The sequence below is a fragment of the Brevibacillus sp. B_LB10_24 genome (genome assembly GCF_046036945.1).
Taxonomy (GTDB): domain Bacteria; phylum Bacillota; class Bacilli; order Brevibacillales; family Brevibacillaceae; genus Brevibacillus_C.
On record NZ_JBJQOQ010000005.1, the window covers coordinates 32,698 to 49,414 of the forward strand.

The following is a 16,717-nucleotide window of genomic DNA, read 5'->3' on the forward strand; positions in this document are numbered from 1 at the left end:
TGAACTTCCCTTTCTATCAGTAATGTACCTGTTCTATTTTCGCCGATTGTATGTGAAGTTTCAACAAAAATCGATCCGTAAATTCAACAATGTTTGTAATGTTTGCACATTTAACGACACCCCTTTTTTCTATATCTTAATGGTGAGGTGCACTTTTTACTCAACCGGCGGGGTCATACTTGCCACCGAGTGGGACAACCCTTCTGCGGGCAAGCGGAGTACGTCCGGAAAACGACAATATGTACAATTAACGGGTATGAGGAGGCAAAAAAATGAGACGTATCGTGAAGCCGTTTTTTGCGAGTCTGGTTGCACTCTTGCTTTTGGCCGGCTGCGGAACACAGCAGGCGGCTAACACATCCCAGCCGGACAGCAGCAATGCAAGCACCCAGGCGCCTGCGAGTGAAGCGCCTAAGGAAGGCGACAAGCCGGGGGCGGGAGAAGTGCTCGCCAGAGTAAAACAAAGCGGGATCCTTCGGGTCGGCTTTGAGGGAACCTATTCTCCCTTCAATTTTCTGAATGATCAAAATCAATTTGACGGATTCGATGTCGACATTTCCAACGATCTTGCCAAGCGGTTAGGAGTAAAAACGGAGTTTATCGCTACGAAGTGGGACGGGCTGATCGGCGGACTTAACTCGGACAAGTTCGACATCATCATCGCCCAGATGAGCATCACCGAGGAGCGGAAAAAAAGCGTCGATTTTACCGACCCCTACGTCATCACCGGCGGAGTGCTCGCTACCCGGACTGAAACCGAAGGCATCACCAAATTGGAGGACCTGAAGGGCAAGAAGGTCGGCGTTGGTGCCGGGACGACCTTTGACGAAGTGGTAAGCAAAGTGGAAGGCGCGCAAATTCAGCGGTACAAAGCCATGAACGATTACGTCCAAGACCTGGCGAACAAAAGACTGGACGCGATCATGAACGATCAACTGGTTCTGGGCTACAACATCAAGGAGAAAAACCTTCCGATCAAAATTGTCAGCGACATCATCAACGAAGACCAGATCGGCATGGAAATCAAGAAAGGAAATCCCGATTTTGTGGAAGCCGTCAACAAGGCCCTGGCCGACATGAAGCAGGACGGCACATATGAAACGATCTACAGAAAGTGGTTTGGCGTAAGCCCAAAACTCTGATTTTCAGGGGGGAATGATATGGAACTCGTCTTACAATCATTGCCGGTCCTTTTATGGGCTGCCCTTATCACGCTTGCATTGGCTGTCGGCTCCATGATCATCGGTCTGCTTATCGGCGTATTCACAGCGCTCGCCCGAATCTCGAAAAACCGGGTCTTGCAAAAAACCGCTGCGTTTTACATTTCCGTCATCCGGGGCACTCCCCTGCTCGTTCAGATCTACGTCGTCTACTACGGCCTGCCGCAGATCGGCATCGCCCTGGACCCGGTGACTTCCGGGATCATCGCGCTGAGCCTCAATGTCGGCGCCTATTTGTCAGAAAGTTTTCGCGCCGCCATCCAATCTGTCGACAAGGGCCAGATGGAAGCGGCCGCATCACTCGGGATGACCTACGGTCAAGCGATGCGGCGGATCATCATTCCGCAAAGCATTCGCACGGCCATCCCCACAATTGGAAACACTTACATCGGTTTGTTGAAAGATACTTCACTCGTCTCCGTCATCACGGTCACCGAGCTTTTGCAGATGACTTCCTTGCTGATCGCCAAAACGTTCGAGCCGTTGACACTCTATTTGACTGCCGGTGCGATCTACTGGGCGCTAAGCGCGATCTTTACCGCCTTGCAGGCCCGCGTTGAAGTCAGAGTCGCGCGCCATGTGCGGCAGTAAATGAGGGGAGCAGATGGACATGATCACATTACAAGGAATTGCCAAGCGTTTCGGCGACAATCACGTGTTAAAAGGCGTCAATTTGACGGTGAACAAAAGCGAAGTGGTTGTCATTATGGGGCCGAGCGGCTCCGGCAAATCCACACTGCTTCGCTGCACCACTTTCCTCGAAGAGCCGGACGAGGGCATCGTGCGAATCGGCGATTACGAAGTGAAGGCGGGAGAGCCTACCCGCCAGCGCCAAGCGGAGATCAGGCAACTCCGCCAGCATACCGGTTTTGTCTTTCAGCAATTCAACCTCTTTCCGCACAAGACCGCCCTGCAGAACGTGATGGAGGGACCGGTCGTGACCAAAAAGATGCCGCTTGACCAGGCGAAGACGATCGCCACCGAGCTGTTGACAAAGGTCGGGTTGGCCGATAAATGCGAGCACTACCCCTCCCGCCTCTCAGGAGGACAGCAGCAGCGGGTCGCGATCGCCCGCGCTCTGGCAATGGAACCGATGGTCATGCTCTACGATGAGCCGACTTCCGCGCTCGACCCCGAATTGGTCAGAGAGGTCCTCCAGGTCATGAAGAACTTGGCCAAAGAGGGGATGACGATGGTCGTCGTCACTCACGAAATGGGCTTTGCCCGCGATGTGGCCGACCGGGTGATCTTTATGGACGGCGGCGTCATCGTGGAAGAAGGAACAGCCGAGGAGATCTTTAACAACCCGCAGGAAGAGCGGACACGTCGTTTTCTCGCTAATGTCCGCCACTGAACAGCCCCGCGCGAAAACAGAACAGGAGGAATGAACATGCGTGCAGTCGTATTGGGAACGGGAATGATCGGGAACATGGTCGTCGGTGAACTGGCGAAGAGTCCCGTGATCGATGAAGTCGTAGCCGTAGATGGATTTGCCGCCAGCCTGGACCGCTGCCTGTCTCAGGTGAAAAGCACAAAGGTAACAGGCAAGGTAGCGGCGCTGGATGATCAAAACGTCATGCTTGAAGTCTTGCAAGGGGCAGATGTTGCCGTCGCCTGTCTCCCCCACTCCCTCAGTTTGCCGGCCATCGAGGCGGCTATTCAAGCGAAATGCCACCTCGTCGACCTGGTCGGCTCAAGGTACGAAGAAAAAGCCCAATTGAATGAAGCGGCCAAGGAGGCTGACGTACTGATTGTCCCGGGAGCCGGCGTGGCGCCGGGGATTACCAACTTTTTGGCTGCACGGGGCATCGAATTGCTGGATGAGGCAGAGGAAGCCGTGATGATCTGCGGCGGCATCCCCCGTCATCCCCTCCCCCCGCTCTGGTACCAGGTCGTTTTCCGCCTGGAGAGTGTGCTCGGTCTTTACACACGTCCGGCATTGGCTGCTGAAGGCGGCGAGTTGGTCCAGCTCCCCCCTCTGTCGGGTCTGGAAGAACTGCATTTTCCCGAGCCTGTCGGTGAATGCGAGGCAGTGATTACAGACGCACACAGCGTCGCGCACACATTGAAAGACAAGGTGAAGCGCCTGTATGAGAAGACGGTCCGCTACAAAGGACATTGGGCAAAAATGGGCGCATTGGCAGAACTGGGATTTTTGGACGAAGCACCGGTCGAAGTAGACGGAACCCCGGTAAGCCCGCGCAAGCTTGCCATGGTTCTGTTGGAGTCCAGGATGAAAGGCGGATCTGATGAAGATGTCACCGTCGTGCGGGTAACCGTCACAGGTACCAAAGGAGGAAAACCGGCCAAACTGCAATGGGACATGGTCGACCTCTACGACCGCGACCGCTCGCTTACTTCCATGGCCAAGACAACCGGCACGCCGGCCGCCATTCTCGCGGAATGGCTGGCTTCCGGAAAAGTGGCCGCGCGCGGTGTCACTGCAATCGAACAGATTATCATCGGGGATCTGTTCGATCCGTTTGTCCAGGAACTGGACCGGCGCGGTGTCCACATCAGCTTTACAGAAGAATAGTCCGGCCTTCATGATAAAGCCACACCCTTTTATGAATAACGGGTGTGGCTTTGTCTACCTAATCCTCTGATTCTCGTAAACACTTTCGTGTCGTTTCCAAAAACTTTTTTAGTGCGTGGGAAACAGGATCATCATAACGTCTGATAAAAACCGTGGTAACATTTTTGAATTTATCAGGCACTGGAAAAGATCTTATACTGCCCTCTTTTTCCAATTGCTTGGCAATGCGTTTTGAAACAAGGGCAGTCCCTAATCCTGCCTTAGCGCAGCCTAACATTCCTTCGATTGTTCCAAATTCCATTTTCTTGACAGGAAATATCCCTTCCTCAAGCAACCATTGTTCCAACTTGGCCCGATAGGTACATCCTGGCCGAAATACGAGTATCGTTCTGTTTTTCAAATCCTGCAGTTTTTCAATTCGAGGATGTGAAGAAGCCATGATGAAAACTAATTCCTCTTCTATTAATGGTTCTTGCACGATTTTAGGATGATCAATGGAATCCGTTATAAATGCGCCATCAAGATTATATAGTAATACTTCATGAACCAACTCGTCAGTGGATCCGGTTTTTATTGATAATAGGACATCAGGATATAATTGATGATAGACGGACAGAACGGAAGGTAACCGCACTGCGGTAGTAATGTCTGTTGCCCCTATTGACAATGGCCCGGAAGGCACTTCTTGATCTTTTACGGCATCTTTTGCCTCTTTAAACAAATGTAAAATTTTCCCTGTATAAGCCAATAGTATTTCTCCGGCTGATGTTAATACCATCCCCCGATTGGTCCGGTAAAACAACATGGTTTCAAGTTCAGATTCCAATTTGTTAATTCGATTCGTTACATTTGATTGTACATAATTTAGCTGTGCGGCTGCTTTACTAACACTATTGTAATTGGCTACGGTTTGAAAAATTACAAGATCCTTAACATCCATCCGATCCTCCCCTCCTCTTCTTGATATTCATTTAAATAATACCCATTATCTTTTCTGTTCATTTTACATGATAACAATACAAGAATAAAATGGAATTGCAAAAACAATGTAAATGCTAGGAAGTGGCGATATATGATGATTTTATTAGATGTGGTTTTACCGGTTTTTGCTATTATGCTGTGTGGATATCTAGCCGGCACCTTTGGAATTGTGTCAAAATCGGGGTCTAAAAGCTTAAATAATTATGTCTTTTTTGTTGCATTGCCTGCATTGCTCTTCCTTTCTACCGCGACTGCCCCTGTCGAGCAACTAACCAATTGGGGGTTTATCGGGATCAATTTAGGTGGAATCATGATAAGCTTTATCGTAGCGATTTTAATTGGGAAAATCATCTTTAAACAGGACTTTCCGTCATCGTCCATATATGGAATGAATGTCTCGTATGGTACGACTGGTTATATGGGAATACCCTTAGTCATTACGGCCTTTGGAGAAAAGGCTGCTTTGCCCGCAGCACTTGCCACTTTACTTCACAATATTCCTGTTATAACAATCGTCCTTCTGACATTTGAGACCTCCAGAATGATGGCTAACCGGGAAGGTAAGAATATCCCAAAAATAATCCGGGGGATCTTGAAACCTGTCATAACGAACCCGTTAACGATTTCGGTGATCGCGGGGATCGTCGTGGCCGTCTTACACATCAACTTGCCTCACTCTGTTAAAACTTTCTCAAAATTACTGGCAGATGCTTCTGGACCAACAGCTCTTTTTGCTTTAGGGTTAAGTCTGGTTGGCCAAACCCGCCGTATCAAACAATCTGGAGTTCATACATCTGAGATAGCAACGATTGTCGTGTTAAAACTATTATTTCAGCCGGTGATGACTGGCCTATTCATGATATATGTCTTTCAAATTGATACGCTTTGGGGAATTGTATCCGTAGTCATGTCTGCCTTGCCGGTAGGAGCAGGGGTGTATGTATTCGCGCAAAAATACGGAAAGCTTATCAAAGAAACATCTGTTGCTATATTGATATCGATGTTTATATCCGTTCTTACCGTTTCCAGTCTACTTATCTTTTTTAGCCAAAAGATCTCCCTGTAAATGGATCCCTATTTCCCTAATCCCGGTCTAGCAGGGGTTTTCATGCCATACCAAAGCCGGTTGTTCTGGCCATCGAAGTGATGTTTCGCTCGATGTCGTACATGTCGACCATTTCCCATTCCAGACGCTTGTTTTGCCCGTCTTTGACGCCGTTTACGTAGACTCGCACCACCGTGACGTCCTCCTCAGTTCCCCTGTCTGGTGCTATGTGAAATTCAACAAAAAGCATCCTCCCAGAAGCGAGAAATATGGTGATTGTGTATAATACGGTGCCGGACGATGCCGTGAGTAAACAAAAATCCGCCCGATTGTCGGGCGGAGCCGAGATTTTGTCCTATTCCGCTTTGCCGATATACACCTGCTGGCCGTTTTCGAATTTGTACATGAAGATGTTGGCGTATTTGTTATCCCCTTTCTCGTCGAACGAGACCTTCGTAAACATCCCCTGGAAATCAGTCGTATGGTGAACCGCCTCGAGAACCTGTTCACGGCTGGGCTTTTTGCCCCCGTTGGCGTCGATCGCTTCTTTTAAACCGTGGAGGACGACCTGCATCGCATCGTAACCATAAATCGAGAAGCTTTCCGGCTCTTTGCCGAACTTCTCCTTGTATTCGGCAGCCCACTTCTTGCCCTCATCTGACTGTGTAACGTCCCCGGCAACGGAAGAAAATACGACTCCCTCCGCTGCAGCTCCGGCGATCTTGGGAAGCTCGGACGACGCCAGACCGGCACTGCCCATAAAGTGCCCCTTGAAGTTTTTCTCGCGTGCCTGCTTGACGAGTATGCCGCCTTCCGGATACAGACCGCCGAAGAATATCATGTCCGGATTTTTCGATACGACTACGTTGATGACGGAGCTGTAATCCTTTTCTCCCGGGGTGATTCCTTCGTAGCCAAGGATCTGTACGCCGTCTTTTTCGAACTGGGCTTTTACCTCGTCTGCCACTCCTTGCCCGTACGCCGTTTTATCATGGATGATAAAGGCCGATTTTACACCGAGTTGATTCTTCGCATACTGCGCGCCCTTCGGTCCTTCCAGATCGTCACGTGCGCAAATGCGGTGCACGGTTTTCTTGCCTTCCTCGGTCAGCTGCACACCAGTGTTCGCCGGACCGACGACGACCAGATTGCCCTGTTCGTACTTGACCGAGGCCGGGATAGCCACACCTGTGTTGTAATGGCCCACGACTCCGAGTACGTCCGGATTGGACACCAGCTGCTCGGCGTTTGCCACGCCTTGCTTCGGATCCCCCTGATCGTCCTGGGGGAAGAGCTGCAAATCAAAACCTAATTTTTTGAAATCTTCTTTCTGCTTCATCAATGCCAGCTCCGCGCCCAATTTGATCGCTTCTCCAACATTGGACTGCGGACCGGAGAGAGGGGTCTGAGTCGCGATCAAAATTTTCCCGCCGCCAGCCTCCTGAGCGCCTCCTGCGCTGGTCTCCGCACTGCCGCTGCTGCTGCTTGCCGTGCCGGTTTGCTGCGCGGACTGCCCGCCGCCTCCTGCCAATCCTCCCCCGCTGCTGCCGCATCCGGCGGCAATCAAGCACACCGCTACCACGGCAGCAAGCAGACTCGTTCGCTTTCTCCTCTTCAAATCGAACTCCCCCTTTTCCTGCTTTCCTATGTCATGTTCATAGAACGGACATGGCTCGGATGACGCTACACGATTGCATCCTCGATAACCAAATCATTCTCGGCAAACCGCTCGACACGCAGGGGCGACAAATCAAGCGTCTGGTACTTTCCGGTACGAATCAGCTCGGACAAGCCTTTTCCTACCGCCGGCGCTTGCTGCATGCCGTGGCCGCTGAACCCGAATGCCACGTAGTAGCCTTTTTTCCCTGGATGCTTGCCCAAGATGGCATTGTGGTCGGAAGTGTTGAAGTCGTATAATCCGCTCCAGCCCCGCTCGATTTTTGCCTGCTCAAAATTGCTGATCCGATGGGCCAGCACCGGCCAGATTTGTTCAACGAAAAAGGAGCGTTTCCAATTGAAGTCAAAGCCTGGTTCCCTGTCGTCTGAATAGCCGGCGATCAGCTTTTCGCCTTCGTGGCGGAAGTAGACGCCTGTCGGGTCAATCGTCAGCGGCAGGTATTGTTTCAACGGCTCCTCGATATCAAATTGAAACACCTGTCTGGGCAGCGGAACGACCGGCAGGGCATGTCCCATTTTCTCGCTGAGGGCAGGGCCCCAAGCCCCCGCGCAATTCAACACATTCGGAGCGTAGTATTCGCTGCCATCCGACAAGCGAACCCCTTTTACCTCCTCCTGATCGCAGAGAATCGCCTCTACCTCCTGGTAGATATACTCGGCACCCAGCCTTTTGGCATGGCGAATGTAGCCCTGCATGACCGAATACGGGTCGAGATACCCGTCCTCCGCACAGTAAAGTCCGCCGGCAAGGTCGTCGATCGTAAGTTCCGGGATGATATCCAGGAGCTCGTGTTTTTGCAGCAGCTGCGACGGCACACCATGCTTGTGCTGGAGTTCGACATGCCGCTCCAAGCGCGGCAGCATCTCTTCGGTGGCCAGAAACAAGTATCCGCGCTGCTTAAAATCGATCTTGGCCGGTTCCCCGTCCAGAGCCATCGTCTCAGGAAAATCTTTGTACACCTGCAAGCTAAATCTGCTCAACTGTATGTTGATGTCTGTCGTATACAGTTGACGGATTCCCCCGGCACTTCTGGGAGTAGAGGAGTATTCGTAGATTTTGTCCTTTTCGAATACGAGGATCTTTCCGGTGTATCCGTCATGCAGGAGATTGTAGGCTACACTCGAACCGATGACGCCGCCACCGATGATAATGAGGTCTGCTGTGTTGTTCATCTGGATTACCCCTTTTCGCAGGATATAAAGGAATTCATCTTAAATGTAACGTCTTGTAACGTCGGTATACTATGGCAAGTTTCTACAAAAATAGCCAGCGTATCGCGATAGATATTTGTATATTGTGTATAATCAGAATAATATAGCCAAAAAAGATCCGAACCAACTGTCCGGTATGCAGTCGATTCGGATTTTCTCTCTTGGCGGAGGGTTAAGCTTACTTGTTGTCGATTTGCGCCCTTTGCAATTTTCCGCTGTAATCCACGTAAATGGATCTCCACTCGGTGAATACGTCCAGTGCCGCAACTCCGGAATCGCGATGCCCATTCCCGGTGCCCTTGGTTCCGCCAAACGGCAGGTGGATCTCGGCGCCAGTCGTTCCCGCATTGACGTAGACAATCCCCGTATCCAGATCCCGCATCGCCCGGAAAGCGCGGTTGATGTCTTGAGTGAAGATCGAGCTGGAGAGTCCAAACTCGACACTGTTGTTTACCTCGATAGCCTCCTCGATGCTCTTCACTGGGATGATCGAAGCCACCGGGCCAAAGATCTCTTCCTTGGCGATCCTCATGTCCGGTTTTACATCTGTAAACAATGTCGGCAGGTAGAAGTTGCCCTTACCCAATTCTCCATCTGTGGCAATCTCGCCGCCGCACAGCAGCTTCGCGCCCTCTTCTACGCCAATTTTGACGTACTCGTCAATTTTCTCCAGGGAAGCGCGATTGATCACCGGGCCGACATCAACGGACGGATCCAGCCCATTGCCCAGCCGCAAATGTGCGATTCGCGCCAGCAATTTGCTCTCCAGTTCTTCCTTGACCGCTTCATGTACGATGATCCGGCTGCAGGCCGTGCAGCGTTGGCCGCTTGTACCGTAGGCGCTCCAGATAATCCCGTCCACGGCGAGATCGATATCGGCATCGTCCAGGACGGTAACGGCATTTTTGCCGCCCATTTCCAGGGAGGTGCGCTTTAACATGCCTCCGGCGCGGGCGTTGATTTCCCTGCCTACTTCGTTAGAGCCGGTGAAGGAGATCAGATCGATCTGGGGATGGTCTACCATTGCATTTCCGACGACGCTGCCCGATCCGTAGACAAGGTTGATCAACCCTTTGGGCAGGCCTGCTTCCTCGTAAATCTTGGTGAATTCCGACGCGATCATCGGCGTCTCAGAAGCCGGTTTCCAGACGATCGCGTTCCCCGCAACGAGAGCAGGCAGCGATTTCCACGAGATGATGGCGATCGGGAAGTTCCACGGCGTGATCAAACCGGCAATCCCGACCGGGACCCGCACGCTCATGGCAAACTTGTCGCGCAGCTCCGACGGGACCGTATCGCCGAACAGTCTCCGCCCTTCGCCAGCCATGTAGAAGGCCATGTCGATCGCTTCCTGTACTTCTCCTCTGGCTTCTTCGATCACTTTTCCCATTTCACTGGTAAGGATTTGCGCCAGCTGTTCTTTTCGCTCTTTCAAGAGCAGGCCGACCTTGTAAAGCACTTCCGCGCGCTCCGGTGCGGGGACGAGTCGCCACGCCTTTTGCGCCTGCCTCGCCGCTTGTACGGCCCGATCGACATCTTCTGCGGTCGATTGGGTTACTTCTGCCAGGACTTCGCCGGTTGCCGGATTCGTATTCGGCAGAAATTTGCCAGATGCGGATGCGATCCATTCGCCATTAATGTAATTCACGTACTGTTTCATCGTTTCCTCTCCTTTAGCGGTTTCCTTGCTGAATTCGCAATTTTGCCTTAATTCTTTCTACAGCTTCGTTCAGACGGTCGCTCGGTACAGACATCGAGATGCGGAAATACCCCTCGCCGGACGGGCCAAATGCACTACCGGGGGTCACGATAACGCCGGTCTGCTCCAAGACATTTGCAGCAAATTCACTGGAAGTATAACCCCCAGGCACAGGCGCCCAAATAAAGAAACTGCCTTTGGGCGGCTCGACCCGAATTCCAATGGAGGCCAGCCCTTCGAGCATGGTTTTCATCCGCTCGCAGTAAATCTGGTTGTGACGCGCGATACAGCTCTGGTCGCTGGTGAGCGCAAAAGCGGCCGCTTTCTGAATTGGGGTAAACTGGCCTGTATCCGTGTTGCTCTTGTAGACGGAAAGCGCTTTAATCATTTCTCTGTTTCCGACAACATAGCCAATCCGCCATCCCGTCATGTTGTACGTCTTGGAGAGCGAACCGAATTCAACGGCTATCTCCTTCGCTCCTTCCACCTGCAGGATGCTCGGCGCCTGGTAGCCGCCAAACGTAACCATATTGTAGGCGGAGTCGTGGGCGATGGGGATTTGATGGGCCGCTCCGAAAGCGACGGCTCGCTGGAAAAAGCCGAGGTCAACGGTGGCAGTCGTCGGATTGCCCGGATAGTTTAAAAACATCAACTTGGCTTGTTGGATGACACTTTCAGGTATGTCCGAGAAGACGGGCTCAAAGTTGTTCTCCTGCTTGAGCGGCATGTCGTAGTACCTGCCGTTCGCCAGGTAAGTTGCCATCCGATAGACTGGATAGCACGGATCCGGCAGCAGCACGTAATCATCAGGATCGATCATGGTCGGAATCAAGTGGGCGATCCCTTCTTTTGTTCCAATCAAAGCCAGAACTTCGGTTTCCGGATCGAGTTCGACGTCAAACTGACGCCTGTAAAAATCGGCAACGGCCTGCCGAAATTCCAAACACCCGACAAAGCTGGGGTACTTCATGTTTTCCGGACGCCTGACTTCCTCTATGAGTTTTTCTACGATGTGCTCCGGGGTCGGCAGATCGGGATCTCCGATTCCCAAATCAATGACATCGATCCCCGCCTTTTGCATCGCTGCTTTCTTTTTATTTAGTTCCGCAAACATATAGGGCGGGATTTGCCCGATCCGTCTGGATTGGAAATTCACGTCTGATTTCACCCTCTTTCTGAATGAATTCCCGTTTGGCGACAGGCAAAGCCGTAAACGGTTCAAGGATGGCACAAATTAAATGTATATCGTTTCAAAAGCAGAAACCATGTCTCTTTTACACAAAAATCAGGCTGCCGTTTCATGAATAATCAGTATAATTTCAACAAAATGACTAAAACCTGAGGCAACTGCCCCAGGTTTTTGCTGTACGGCCGCGGTTGGATTATCCCCCGATATGGGACATCTCCACCTTTTTTCGCTGTGTCAATTCCGGCGTATGCTTGAGCCGCTCCTCTGAATACCGGTCGCTCCTGCGGCTCCAGATGCCGCCAATCAATTGCCGCAGGTCTTCATCCGTATAACCGCTCCTCAGCGGTTCGCGCAGGTCTTCTCCGTCAGCGGCAAACAGGCAGGTGTAGAGCTTCCCTTCCGCCGATAGTCTCGCCCTTGTACAGGTGGAACAAAATGCTTGCGTGACAGACGAGATGAAGCCGATTTCCTGCTCTGTGCCCTGATAGCGGTAACGGGAGGCGACTTCTCCGTAGTAATTGGGCTCTGCCGGCTCAAGGGGCATTTCCGCATGAATCAGCGCAGCAATCTCCCTGCTGGGGACGACCAGGTCAAGCCGCCAGCCGTTGCTGTTTCCGACATCCATGTATTCAATAAAACGCAAGATATGCCCCTTTTCCCGAAAGTATCTGGCCATGGGCAGGATGTCTTGTTCATTCATCCCGCGCTGCACGACCATGTTGATCTTGACCTGCAATCCCGCGTCCGCCGCCGCCTCGATCCCCGAGAGGATCGTCTCCACCCGGAAGCCTCTGCCGTTGATTTGCCCAAACCGGTCGTCATCCAGACTGTCCAGGCTGACGGTTACCCGTTTTAACCCGGCCGCTTTCAACGCTTTGGCATGCTTGGCGAGCAGCGAACCGTTGGTCGTCATGGCGATATCGCGGACACCCTCCACCTCGCTGATCATCTGAATCAGTGTCGGAAGATCCTTTCGCATCAAAGGCTCGCCGCCGGTGATCCGGATTTTTTCCGTCCCCATGGAGGCGAAGATCTTCGTCAGGCGAGTGATTTCCTCGAAGCTCAGGAGCTTGTCATGAGGGAGAAAAGCGTAGTCAGGGCCGAATATCTCCGCCGGCATGCAGTAGGTGCAGCGAAAATTGCATTTATCGGTAACGGAAATTCGCAAGTCACGGAGAGGACGCTTATATGAATCCAAGAAACGTTCTGACATACGGGATCACTCTCCTGTTCATCTTCTCTCTACCTGCGATTGCTCTCATAGACCATATTACCTGAATCACGGCAGCTGTATCCACCCAAAGATTCTACCTGCTCTCTAAACCGCGGGGAACGGATCAGCTCAAGCAAGGTCTGACCCTGCTCGCTCTGGTAAAACTTCCGGCTCATCAAGAGGTCATAGCGCTCTTCTGCGACCGGGATAAAATCGAGATCCATCGCCGCGGCGGCCGAATAGATGCCAAGCCCGGCGTCAGCCGTACCGCCTGCGACTGCCGCAGCCACGCTCAAATGGGAGACGGCTTCGCGCGTATACCCGTATATCTGCTCGCGGCTGATCCCTTCCTGTTTCAACAGATAGTCAAACAACAGCCTGGTTCCCGCTCCGCGTTGTCTGTTCATGTAGGTCAATCGCTTGTTGGCGATGTCGGCGGCCGACTGCAGCTGGTGGGGATTGCCCTTCTTGACGATCCACCCCTGCTGACGGTAAACAAGCTGCAGAAGAACGACGTCCTGCGCCGGCAAGTACTTTTCGATAAAAGGCACGTTATAGGTTCCGCTCACCTCGTCAAACAGGTGCACGCCCGCGATGTGGGCTTCTCCCTTCTGGATCGCCAAAATCCCCCCCATACTCCCTATATGTGAGGAGATGAGGAACTGTTCTGGATGAATCTCCCGCAGCAGAGAGTGCAGGATGTCGACCGACAGATCGTGGCTGCCGGAAGCGACGATCGTCTGGCGGATGTGCTCGATCGGCCGGTACAATTCGATCTCTGCCTCTTCCCCTTGCTCGTAACCCAGGTGACCGGCCGGGATGCGGAGCAGCCCATCCGCCCGCACCATCGACATGGTCACCCCCGCCGCTCGCGTCAGGGGGTTGGCGATATACTGGCCGTCGATACAGCCGATGTTCATCCGCACAAAGTCTTCCGCCCCCATGACCGAGACGACCCGCCGTCCCATTTTCGCGGTGATTTTGGGCCGCTGCAATTCGATCTGGCCCAAGTACTGGTGAACGAGCGGGCGGACGAACCACTCCAGCGCCAGATAGGCCGAGACCGGGTAGCCGGGCAAGCCGATGACCGGCTTGTCCTCTACCAGTCCGATGACGACGGGTTTGCCCGGCCTGGTTGCCACGCCGTGTGTCAGCACCTCTCCCAGTTCATCGATGACGTGAACGGTATAATCCTCGGTGCCGGCTGACGATCCCGCATTCAGGAGAACGATGTCCGCTTCCCGAACAGCCTGCTGCAGTGCTGCCTTGATCAGGTTGTAGTCGTCTTTGACGATGCCGCGGTAGAGCGCCTCTGCTCCCCACTCCTGCAGAAAAGCAGAAAACACCGTTCCGTTAAACTCGATAATCTCCCCTTCCGCCACTTCTTCCGCCGGCGGAATCAACTCGGTGCCGGTGGGAATTATCGCCACCTTGGGCTTGCGCAAGACCGGAACCTGCAGAATTCCTCCCGCCAAGAGCGCTCCCAGATCGACGGGGCGGAGTTTGTGCCAGGCAGGTACGATCATGTCCCCGACCACTACGTCTTCGCCGATCGGCCGGATGTGCTGCCAGGGGGCGACGGCCTCCATGATCTCGACCGTCTGTTCATCGATTTGGTGAATGTGCTCGATCATGATCACCGCATCAAACCCGTTCGGTATGGGATCCCCGGTGTCAACGGTGACGTAATCCTCTCCCAGTTTCAAGCGAACCGGACGCTGTTCGTCCGCTCCGTACGTTTTCTCCGCCTTGACCGCGATTCCATCCATCGCCGAAGCGTTGTAATTCGGCATGGACACTTTGGCCAAGACTGCCTCTGCGGTGACTCGGCCGAGTGCGGCCCCTGTCGGGATCAACTCTGTTTCCGCCGTAAATGGCACCCTTTGCAGAAGGTTGTGCTGGGCTTCCCGCAGCGGTGTATCTTCCAAGTAGATTTTACGCATTTCCATCCTCCCCATGGGCGTCTCCCTTTCGACGAACTTTCCTTTTTAACGGAAAAGCTGCACCTTGACGATTTCGCCTTCCAGTATCCCTTCTTTGTTGGCGGAAATTTCTACCATCCCGTCGCTGGCCACCAGCGTAGAGATCAAACCCGACTTGCCGAATACAGGCTCCGCCCATAAGCCGTCCGCCCGCTGTTCGATCTTGACCCGAATGTAATCCGAACGCCCCACAGCGGAAGCGACATTGCGGGCAATCCGCGCTTCCAGCCGCAGATCGGCCTTTGCAGTACGAGTACCGCTCAACTTTTCCAGGATCGGGATGCCAAACAAATGAAACACGATCAGAGCCGATGCCGGATGCCCGGGCAGCCCCATCACCGGCTTTGTTCCCGCTTTGGCGATGATCGTCGGTTTTCCCGGCTTGATCGATACGCCGTGAACCAGCACTCCTGGTTTCCCCAAAGCTTCCAGCACCTGTACGGTAAAGTCGCGCGTCCCTACTGAACTGCCTCCCGACAAAAGCAAGAAATCTGCCTCCTGATACAGCTGGCTGGCTTTTTTGTAGAAGGAGTCGTAGTCATCCTTCACCACCCCGCCGTAAATCACGTCCGCGCCAAACTGTCTGGCTGCTGCAGCAATCGTAATGCTGTTAATATCTCTCACTTCGCCCGGAGCCAGCTGCTGCACGTCAGCCGGGACGATCTCATCGCCCGTAGACAATACGGCGACAACCGGTTTTCGATACACGGTGATTTCGGTTTTCCCGACCGAAGCCAGGACACCGAGATCCTGTGGACGGAGCCTGTGTCCGGCGGCGATCACCAGTTCTCCCCGGTCGACGTCGTCTCCGGCGCGGATGACATTCTCGCCTGGGGCAATCTGGCGGAACACGTTCAACAGCTCGCCCACTTCCTCGACATGCTCGATCATCACGACGCTGTCGGCCCCCGGGGGCATCATCCCGCCCGTCGGAATGTACTGGGCACATCCCTCGTCCAGGAAGTGCTCCGCGGCCTTCCCCATTTCGATCGTGCCGGTAATCTCCAGAAACGCCGGAAGCGATTCCGAGGCCCCAAATGTATCCGCCGCCCGCACCGCGTAGCCGTCAACGGTAGAGCGGGAAAAAGGCGGCACTTGATCAGCAGAGATGACGTCTTCGGCCAGCACCAGACCGACCGCGTCCGCTGCCGGAATACGGCATGTCTGGCCAACCGGGCCAAAATGCTCTTCGATAATGGACAATGTCTCCTGTACTGTTTTTACATTGAAGAACTTCATAATGATCCTCCAGCATGGCGACTTTGAATATTCGTGCTGCACGCCCAATTGTCAGGGTAATGGGAATATTGTATTTTCTCTTGGGTGAAATCTTACTATAATAGAAAGAAAAAAGGAGAACGAATAGATGATGAAGGTGAAAGTGTTTGCCAACTTTCGCGAAATATGCCAATCAAAAGAAGTAACCGTTCCCTATCAAGCAGAAAACAACCGCGTTATCGATATACTGGAAACGCTGATCCAAATGTTTCCCCCGCTTGAAGATGAGGTCTTTACACCGGACCGCACCCTAAAGCCATTCGTTCACGTTTTTATTAACGGCCGAAACATCATCCACGAGGACGGGCTTCAGACCAGGGTAGGGGCTGACGATCAATTCGCTCTGTTTCCCCCCGTTGCAGGAGGCTGACGTGCACCACAAAAACCTGGAGATCCGCGGCATCCCGCTCTCGCAGCTGACCAGCTACTTGCGTGAATTGGGCGGGGAGCAGCACACCGATCGGTTTCCCGTGTTGATCAGCGGGGATAAGTGGCAGGCCGAGCTGTTGGGCCAGGAAGAGGTAGCCATCACCTCCCGCTTTCGGGTGAACGCTGTATTCCTTGTGTTCAAATCACCCAGTGAAGTGGTGCTCGATCAAGTTGTCGCCCGGTTTCGCAAAAAAACCATGCGCGTCGGCGGATGATTTAAAATGGAAGAAAAAGGTGGAGGTTCGCTCCACCTTTT

16 protein-coding genes are annotated in these 16,717 nt (G+C 53.0%); 7 read left to right on the top strand and 9 right to left on the bottom strand.

What is annotated here, in order from left to right; all coding sequences use genetic code 11:
* The first annotated feature begins 272 nt into the window (after positions 1–272).
* From ACI7RC_RS06855 to ACI7RC_RS06870, 4 genes are read left to right on the top strand one after another with little or no spacing between them, the layout of a single operon-like run.
* On the top strand, positions 273–1,142 hold the full coding sequence (locus tag ACI7RC_RS06855) for an ABC transporter substrate-binding protein (protein ID WP_408107493.1): 870 nt from the start codon (positions 273–275) through the stop codon (positions 1,140–1,142).
* Positions 1,143–1,160: 18 nt separating this feature from the next.
* A complete protein-coding gene (locus ACI7RC_RS06860; protein ID WP_408107494.1) occupies positions 1,161–1,811 on the top strand; it encodes an amino acid ABC transporter permease in 651 nt (216 codons plus the stop codon).
* 19 nt (positions 1,812–1,830) lie between these two features.
* Positions 1,831–2,574, top strand: a complete 744-nt coding sequence (locus ACI7RC_RS06865; RefSeq protein WP_408107495.1) for an amino acid ABC transporter ATP-binding protein — start codon at positions 1,831–1,833, stop codon at positions 2,572–2,574.
* Positions 2,575–2,610: 36 nt separating this feature from the next.
* The gene (locus ACI7RC_RS06870; protein ID WP_408107496.1) at positions 2,611–3,756 is read left to right on the top strand and encodes a saccharopine dehydrogenase family protein; all 1,146 of its coding nucleotides are present in this window, start codon (positions 2,611–2,613) and stop codon (positions 3,754–3,756) included.
* A gap of 58 nt (positions 3,757–3,814) precedes the next feature.
* Here the strand turns inward: ACI7RC_RS06870 and ACI7RC_RS06875 are convergent, their stop codons facing one another.
* Positions 3,815–4,696, bottom strand: coding sequence for a LysR family transcriptional regulator (locus tag ACI7RC_RS06875; RefSeq protein WP_408107497.1), 882 nt, complete (start codon positions 4,694–4,696; stop codon positions 3,815–3,817).
* Positions 4,697–4,828: 132 nt separating this feature from the next.
* On the opposite strand from ACI7RC_RS06875, the gene ACI7RC_RS06880 reads away from it, so the two are divergent.
* Positions 4,829–5,803, top strand: a complete 975-nt coding sequence (locus ACI7RC_RS06880; RefSeq protein ID WP_408107498.1) for an AEC family transporter — start codon at positions 4,829–4,831, stop codon at positions 5,801–5,803.
* Positions 5,804–5,843: 40 nt separating this feature from the next.
* Here ACI7RC_RS06880 and ACI7RC_RS06885 read toward each other — a convergent pair whose 3' ends face one another.
* The 8 genes from ACI7RC_RS06885 to ACI7RC_RS06920 form a co-directional block, all read right to left on the bottom strand.
* The gene (locus ACI7RC_RS06885; protein ID WP_408107499.1) at positions 5,844–5,975 is read right to left on the bottom strand and encodes a hypothetical protein; all 132 of its coding nucleotides are present in this window, start codon (positions 5,973–5,975) and stop codon (positions 5,844–5,846) included.
* Positions 5,976–6,137: 162 nt separating this feature from the next.
* A complete protein-coding gene (locus tag ACI7RC_RS06890; RefSeq protein WP_408107500.1) occupies positions 6,138–7,400 on the bottom strand; it encodes a branched-chain amino acid ABC transporter substrate-binding protein in 1,263 nt (420 codons plus the stop codon).
* A gap of 65 nt (positions 7,401–7,465) precedes the next feature.
* A complete protein-coding gene (locus ACI7RC_RS06895) occupies positions 7,466–8,632 on the bottom strand; it encodes an NAD(P)/FAD-dependent oxidoreductase (RefSeq protein ID WP_408107501.1) in 1,167 nt (388 codons plus the stop codon).
* A gap of 217 nt (positions 8,633–8,849) precedes the next feature.
* The gene (locus ACI7RC_RS06900) at positions 8,850–10,331 is read right to left on the bottom strand and encodes an aldehyde dehydrogenase family protein (RefSeq protein ID WP_408107502.1); all 1,482 of its coding nucleotides are present in this window, start codon (positions 10,329–10,331) and stop codon (positions 8,850–8,852) included.
* A gap of 13 nt (positions 10,332–10,344) precedes the next feature.
* On the bottom strand, positions 10,345–11,526 hold the full coding sequence (locus ACI7RC_RS06905; RefSeq protein ID WP_408107503.1) for an LL-diaminopimelate aminotransferase: 1,182 nt from the start codon (positions 11,524–11,526) through the stop codon (positions 10,345–10,347).
* 226 nt (positions 11,527–11,752) lie between these two features.
* Positions 11,753–12,772, bottom strand: coding sequence for a GTP 3',8-cyclase MoaA (gene moaA / locus ACI7RC_RS06910; RefSeq protein WP_408107504.1), 1,020 nt, complete (start codon positions 12,770–12,772; stop codon positions 11,753–11,755).
* 29 nt (positions 12,773–12,801) lie between these two features.
* Complete coding sequence (locus ACI7RC_RS06915) at positions 12,802–14,715, bottom strand: molybdopterin biosynthesis protein (RefSeq protein WP_408107505.1); 1,914 nt, start codon at positions 14,713–14,715, stop codon at positions 12,802–12,804.
* A gap of 45 nt (positions 14,716–14,760) precedes the next feature.
* Entirely contained in the window at positions 14,761–15,993 is a 1,233-nt protein-coding gene (locus tag ACI7RC_RS06920; RefSeq protein ID WP_408107506.1) for a molybdopterin molybdotransferase MoeA, read from the bottom strand.
* A 130-nt stretch (positions 15,994–16,123) separates the two neighbouring features.
* On the opposite strand from ACI7RC_RS06920, the gene ACI7RC_RS06925 reads away from it, so the two are divergent.
* A complete protein-coding gene (locus tag ACI7RC_RS06925; protein WP_408107644.1) occupies positions 16,124–16,402 on the top strand; it encodes a ubiquitin-like small modifier protein 1 in 279 nt (92 codons plus the stop codon).
* 1 nt (position 16,403) lies between these two features.
* Positions 16,404–16,676 carry a MoaD-like domain-containing protein gene (locus tag ACI7RC_RS06930; protein WP_408107507.1) on the top strand — a complete coding sequence of 91 codons (273 nt, stop codon included), beginning with the start codon at positions 16,404–16,406 and terminating at the stop codon, positions 16,674–16,676.
* Positions 16,677–16,717 lie beyond the last annotated feature (41 nt).

Excerpts from the sequence above, each read along its gene's own strand:
- ACI7RC_RS06855 (WP_408107493.1), top strand. The coding sequence starts at position 273 with ATGAGACGTATCGTGAAGCCGTTTTTTGCGAGTCTGGTTGCACTCTTG.
- ACI7RC_RS06860 (WP_408107494.1), top strand. The coding sequence starts at position 1,161 with ATGGAACTCGTCTTACAATCATTGCCGGTCCTTTTATGGGCTGCCCTT.
- ACI7RC_RS06865 (WP_408107495.1), top strand. The coding sequence starts at position 1,831 with ATGATCACATTACAAGGAATTGCCAAGCGTTTCGGCGACAATCACGTG.
- ACI7RC_RS06870 (WP_408107496.1), top strand. The coding sequence starts at position 2,611 with ATGCGTGCAGTCGTATTGGGAACGGGAATGATCGGGAACATGGTCGTC.
- ACI7RC_RS06875 (WP_408107497.1), bottom strand. The coding sequence starts at position 4,696 with ATGGATGTTAAGGATCTTGTAATTTTTCAAACCGTAGCCAATTACAAT.
- ACI7RC_RS06880 (WP_408107498.1), top strand. The coding sequence starts at position 4,829 with ATGATGATTTTATTAGATGTGGTTTTACCGGTTTTTGCTATTATGCTG.
- ACI7RC_RS06895 (WP_408107501.1), bottom strand. The coding sequence starts at position 8,632 with ATGAACAACACAGCAGACCTCATTATCATCGGTGGCGGCGTCATCGGT.
- ACI7RC_RS06900 (WP_408107502.1), bottom strand. The coding sequence starts at position 10,331 with ATGAAACAGTACGTGAATTACATTAATGGCGAATGGATCGCATCCGCA.
- moaA (WP_408107504.1), bottom strand. The coding sequence starts at position 12,772 with ATGTCAGAACGTTTCTTGGATTCATATAAGCGTCCTCTCCGTGACTTG.
- ACI7RC_RS06915 (WP_408107505.1), bottom strand. The coding sequence starts at position 14,715 with ATGCGTAAAATCTACTTGGAAGATACACCGCTGCGGGAAGCCCAGCAC.
- ACI7RC_RS06920 (WP_408107506.1), bottom strand. The coding sequence starts at position 15,993 with ATGAAGTTCTTCAATGTAAAAACAGTACAGGAGACATTGTCCATTATC.
- ACI7RC_RS06925 (WP_408107644.1), top strand. The coding sequence starts at position 16,124 with ATGAAGGTGAAAGTGTTTGCCAACTTTCGCGAAATATGCCAATCAAAA.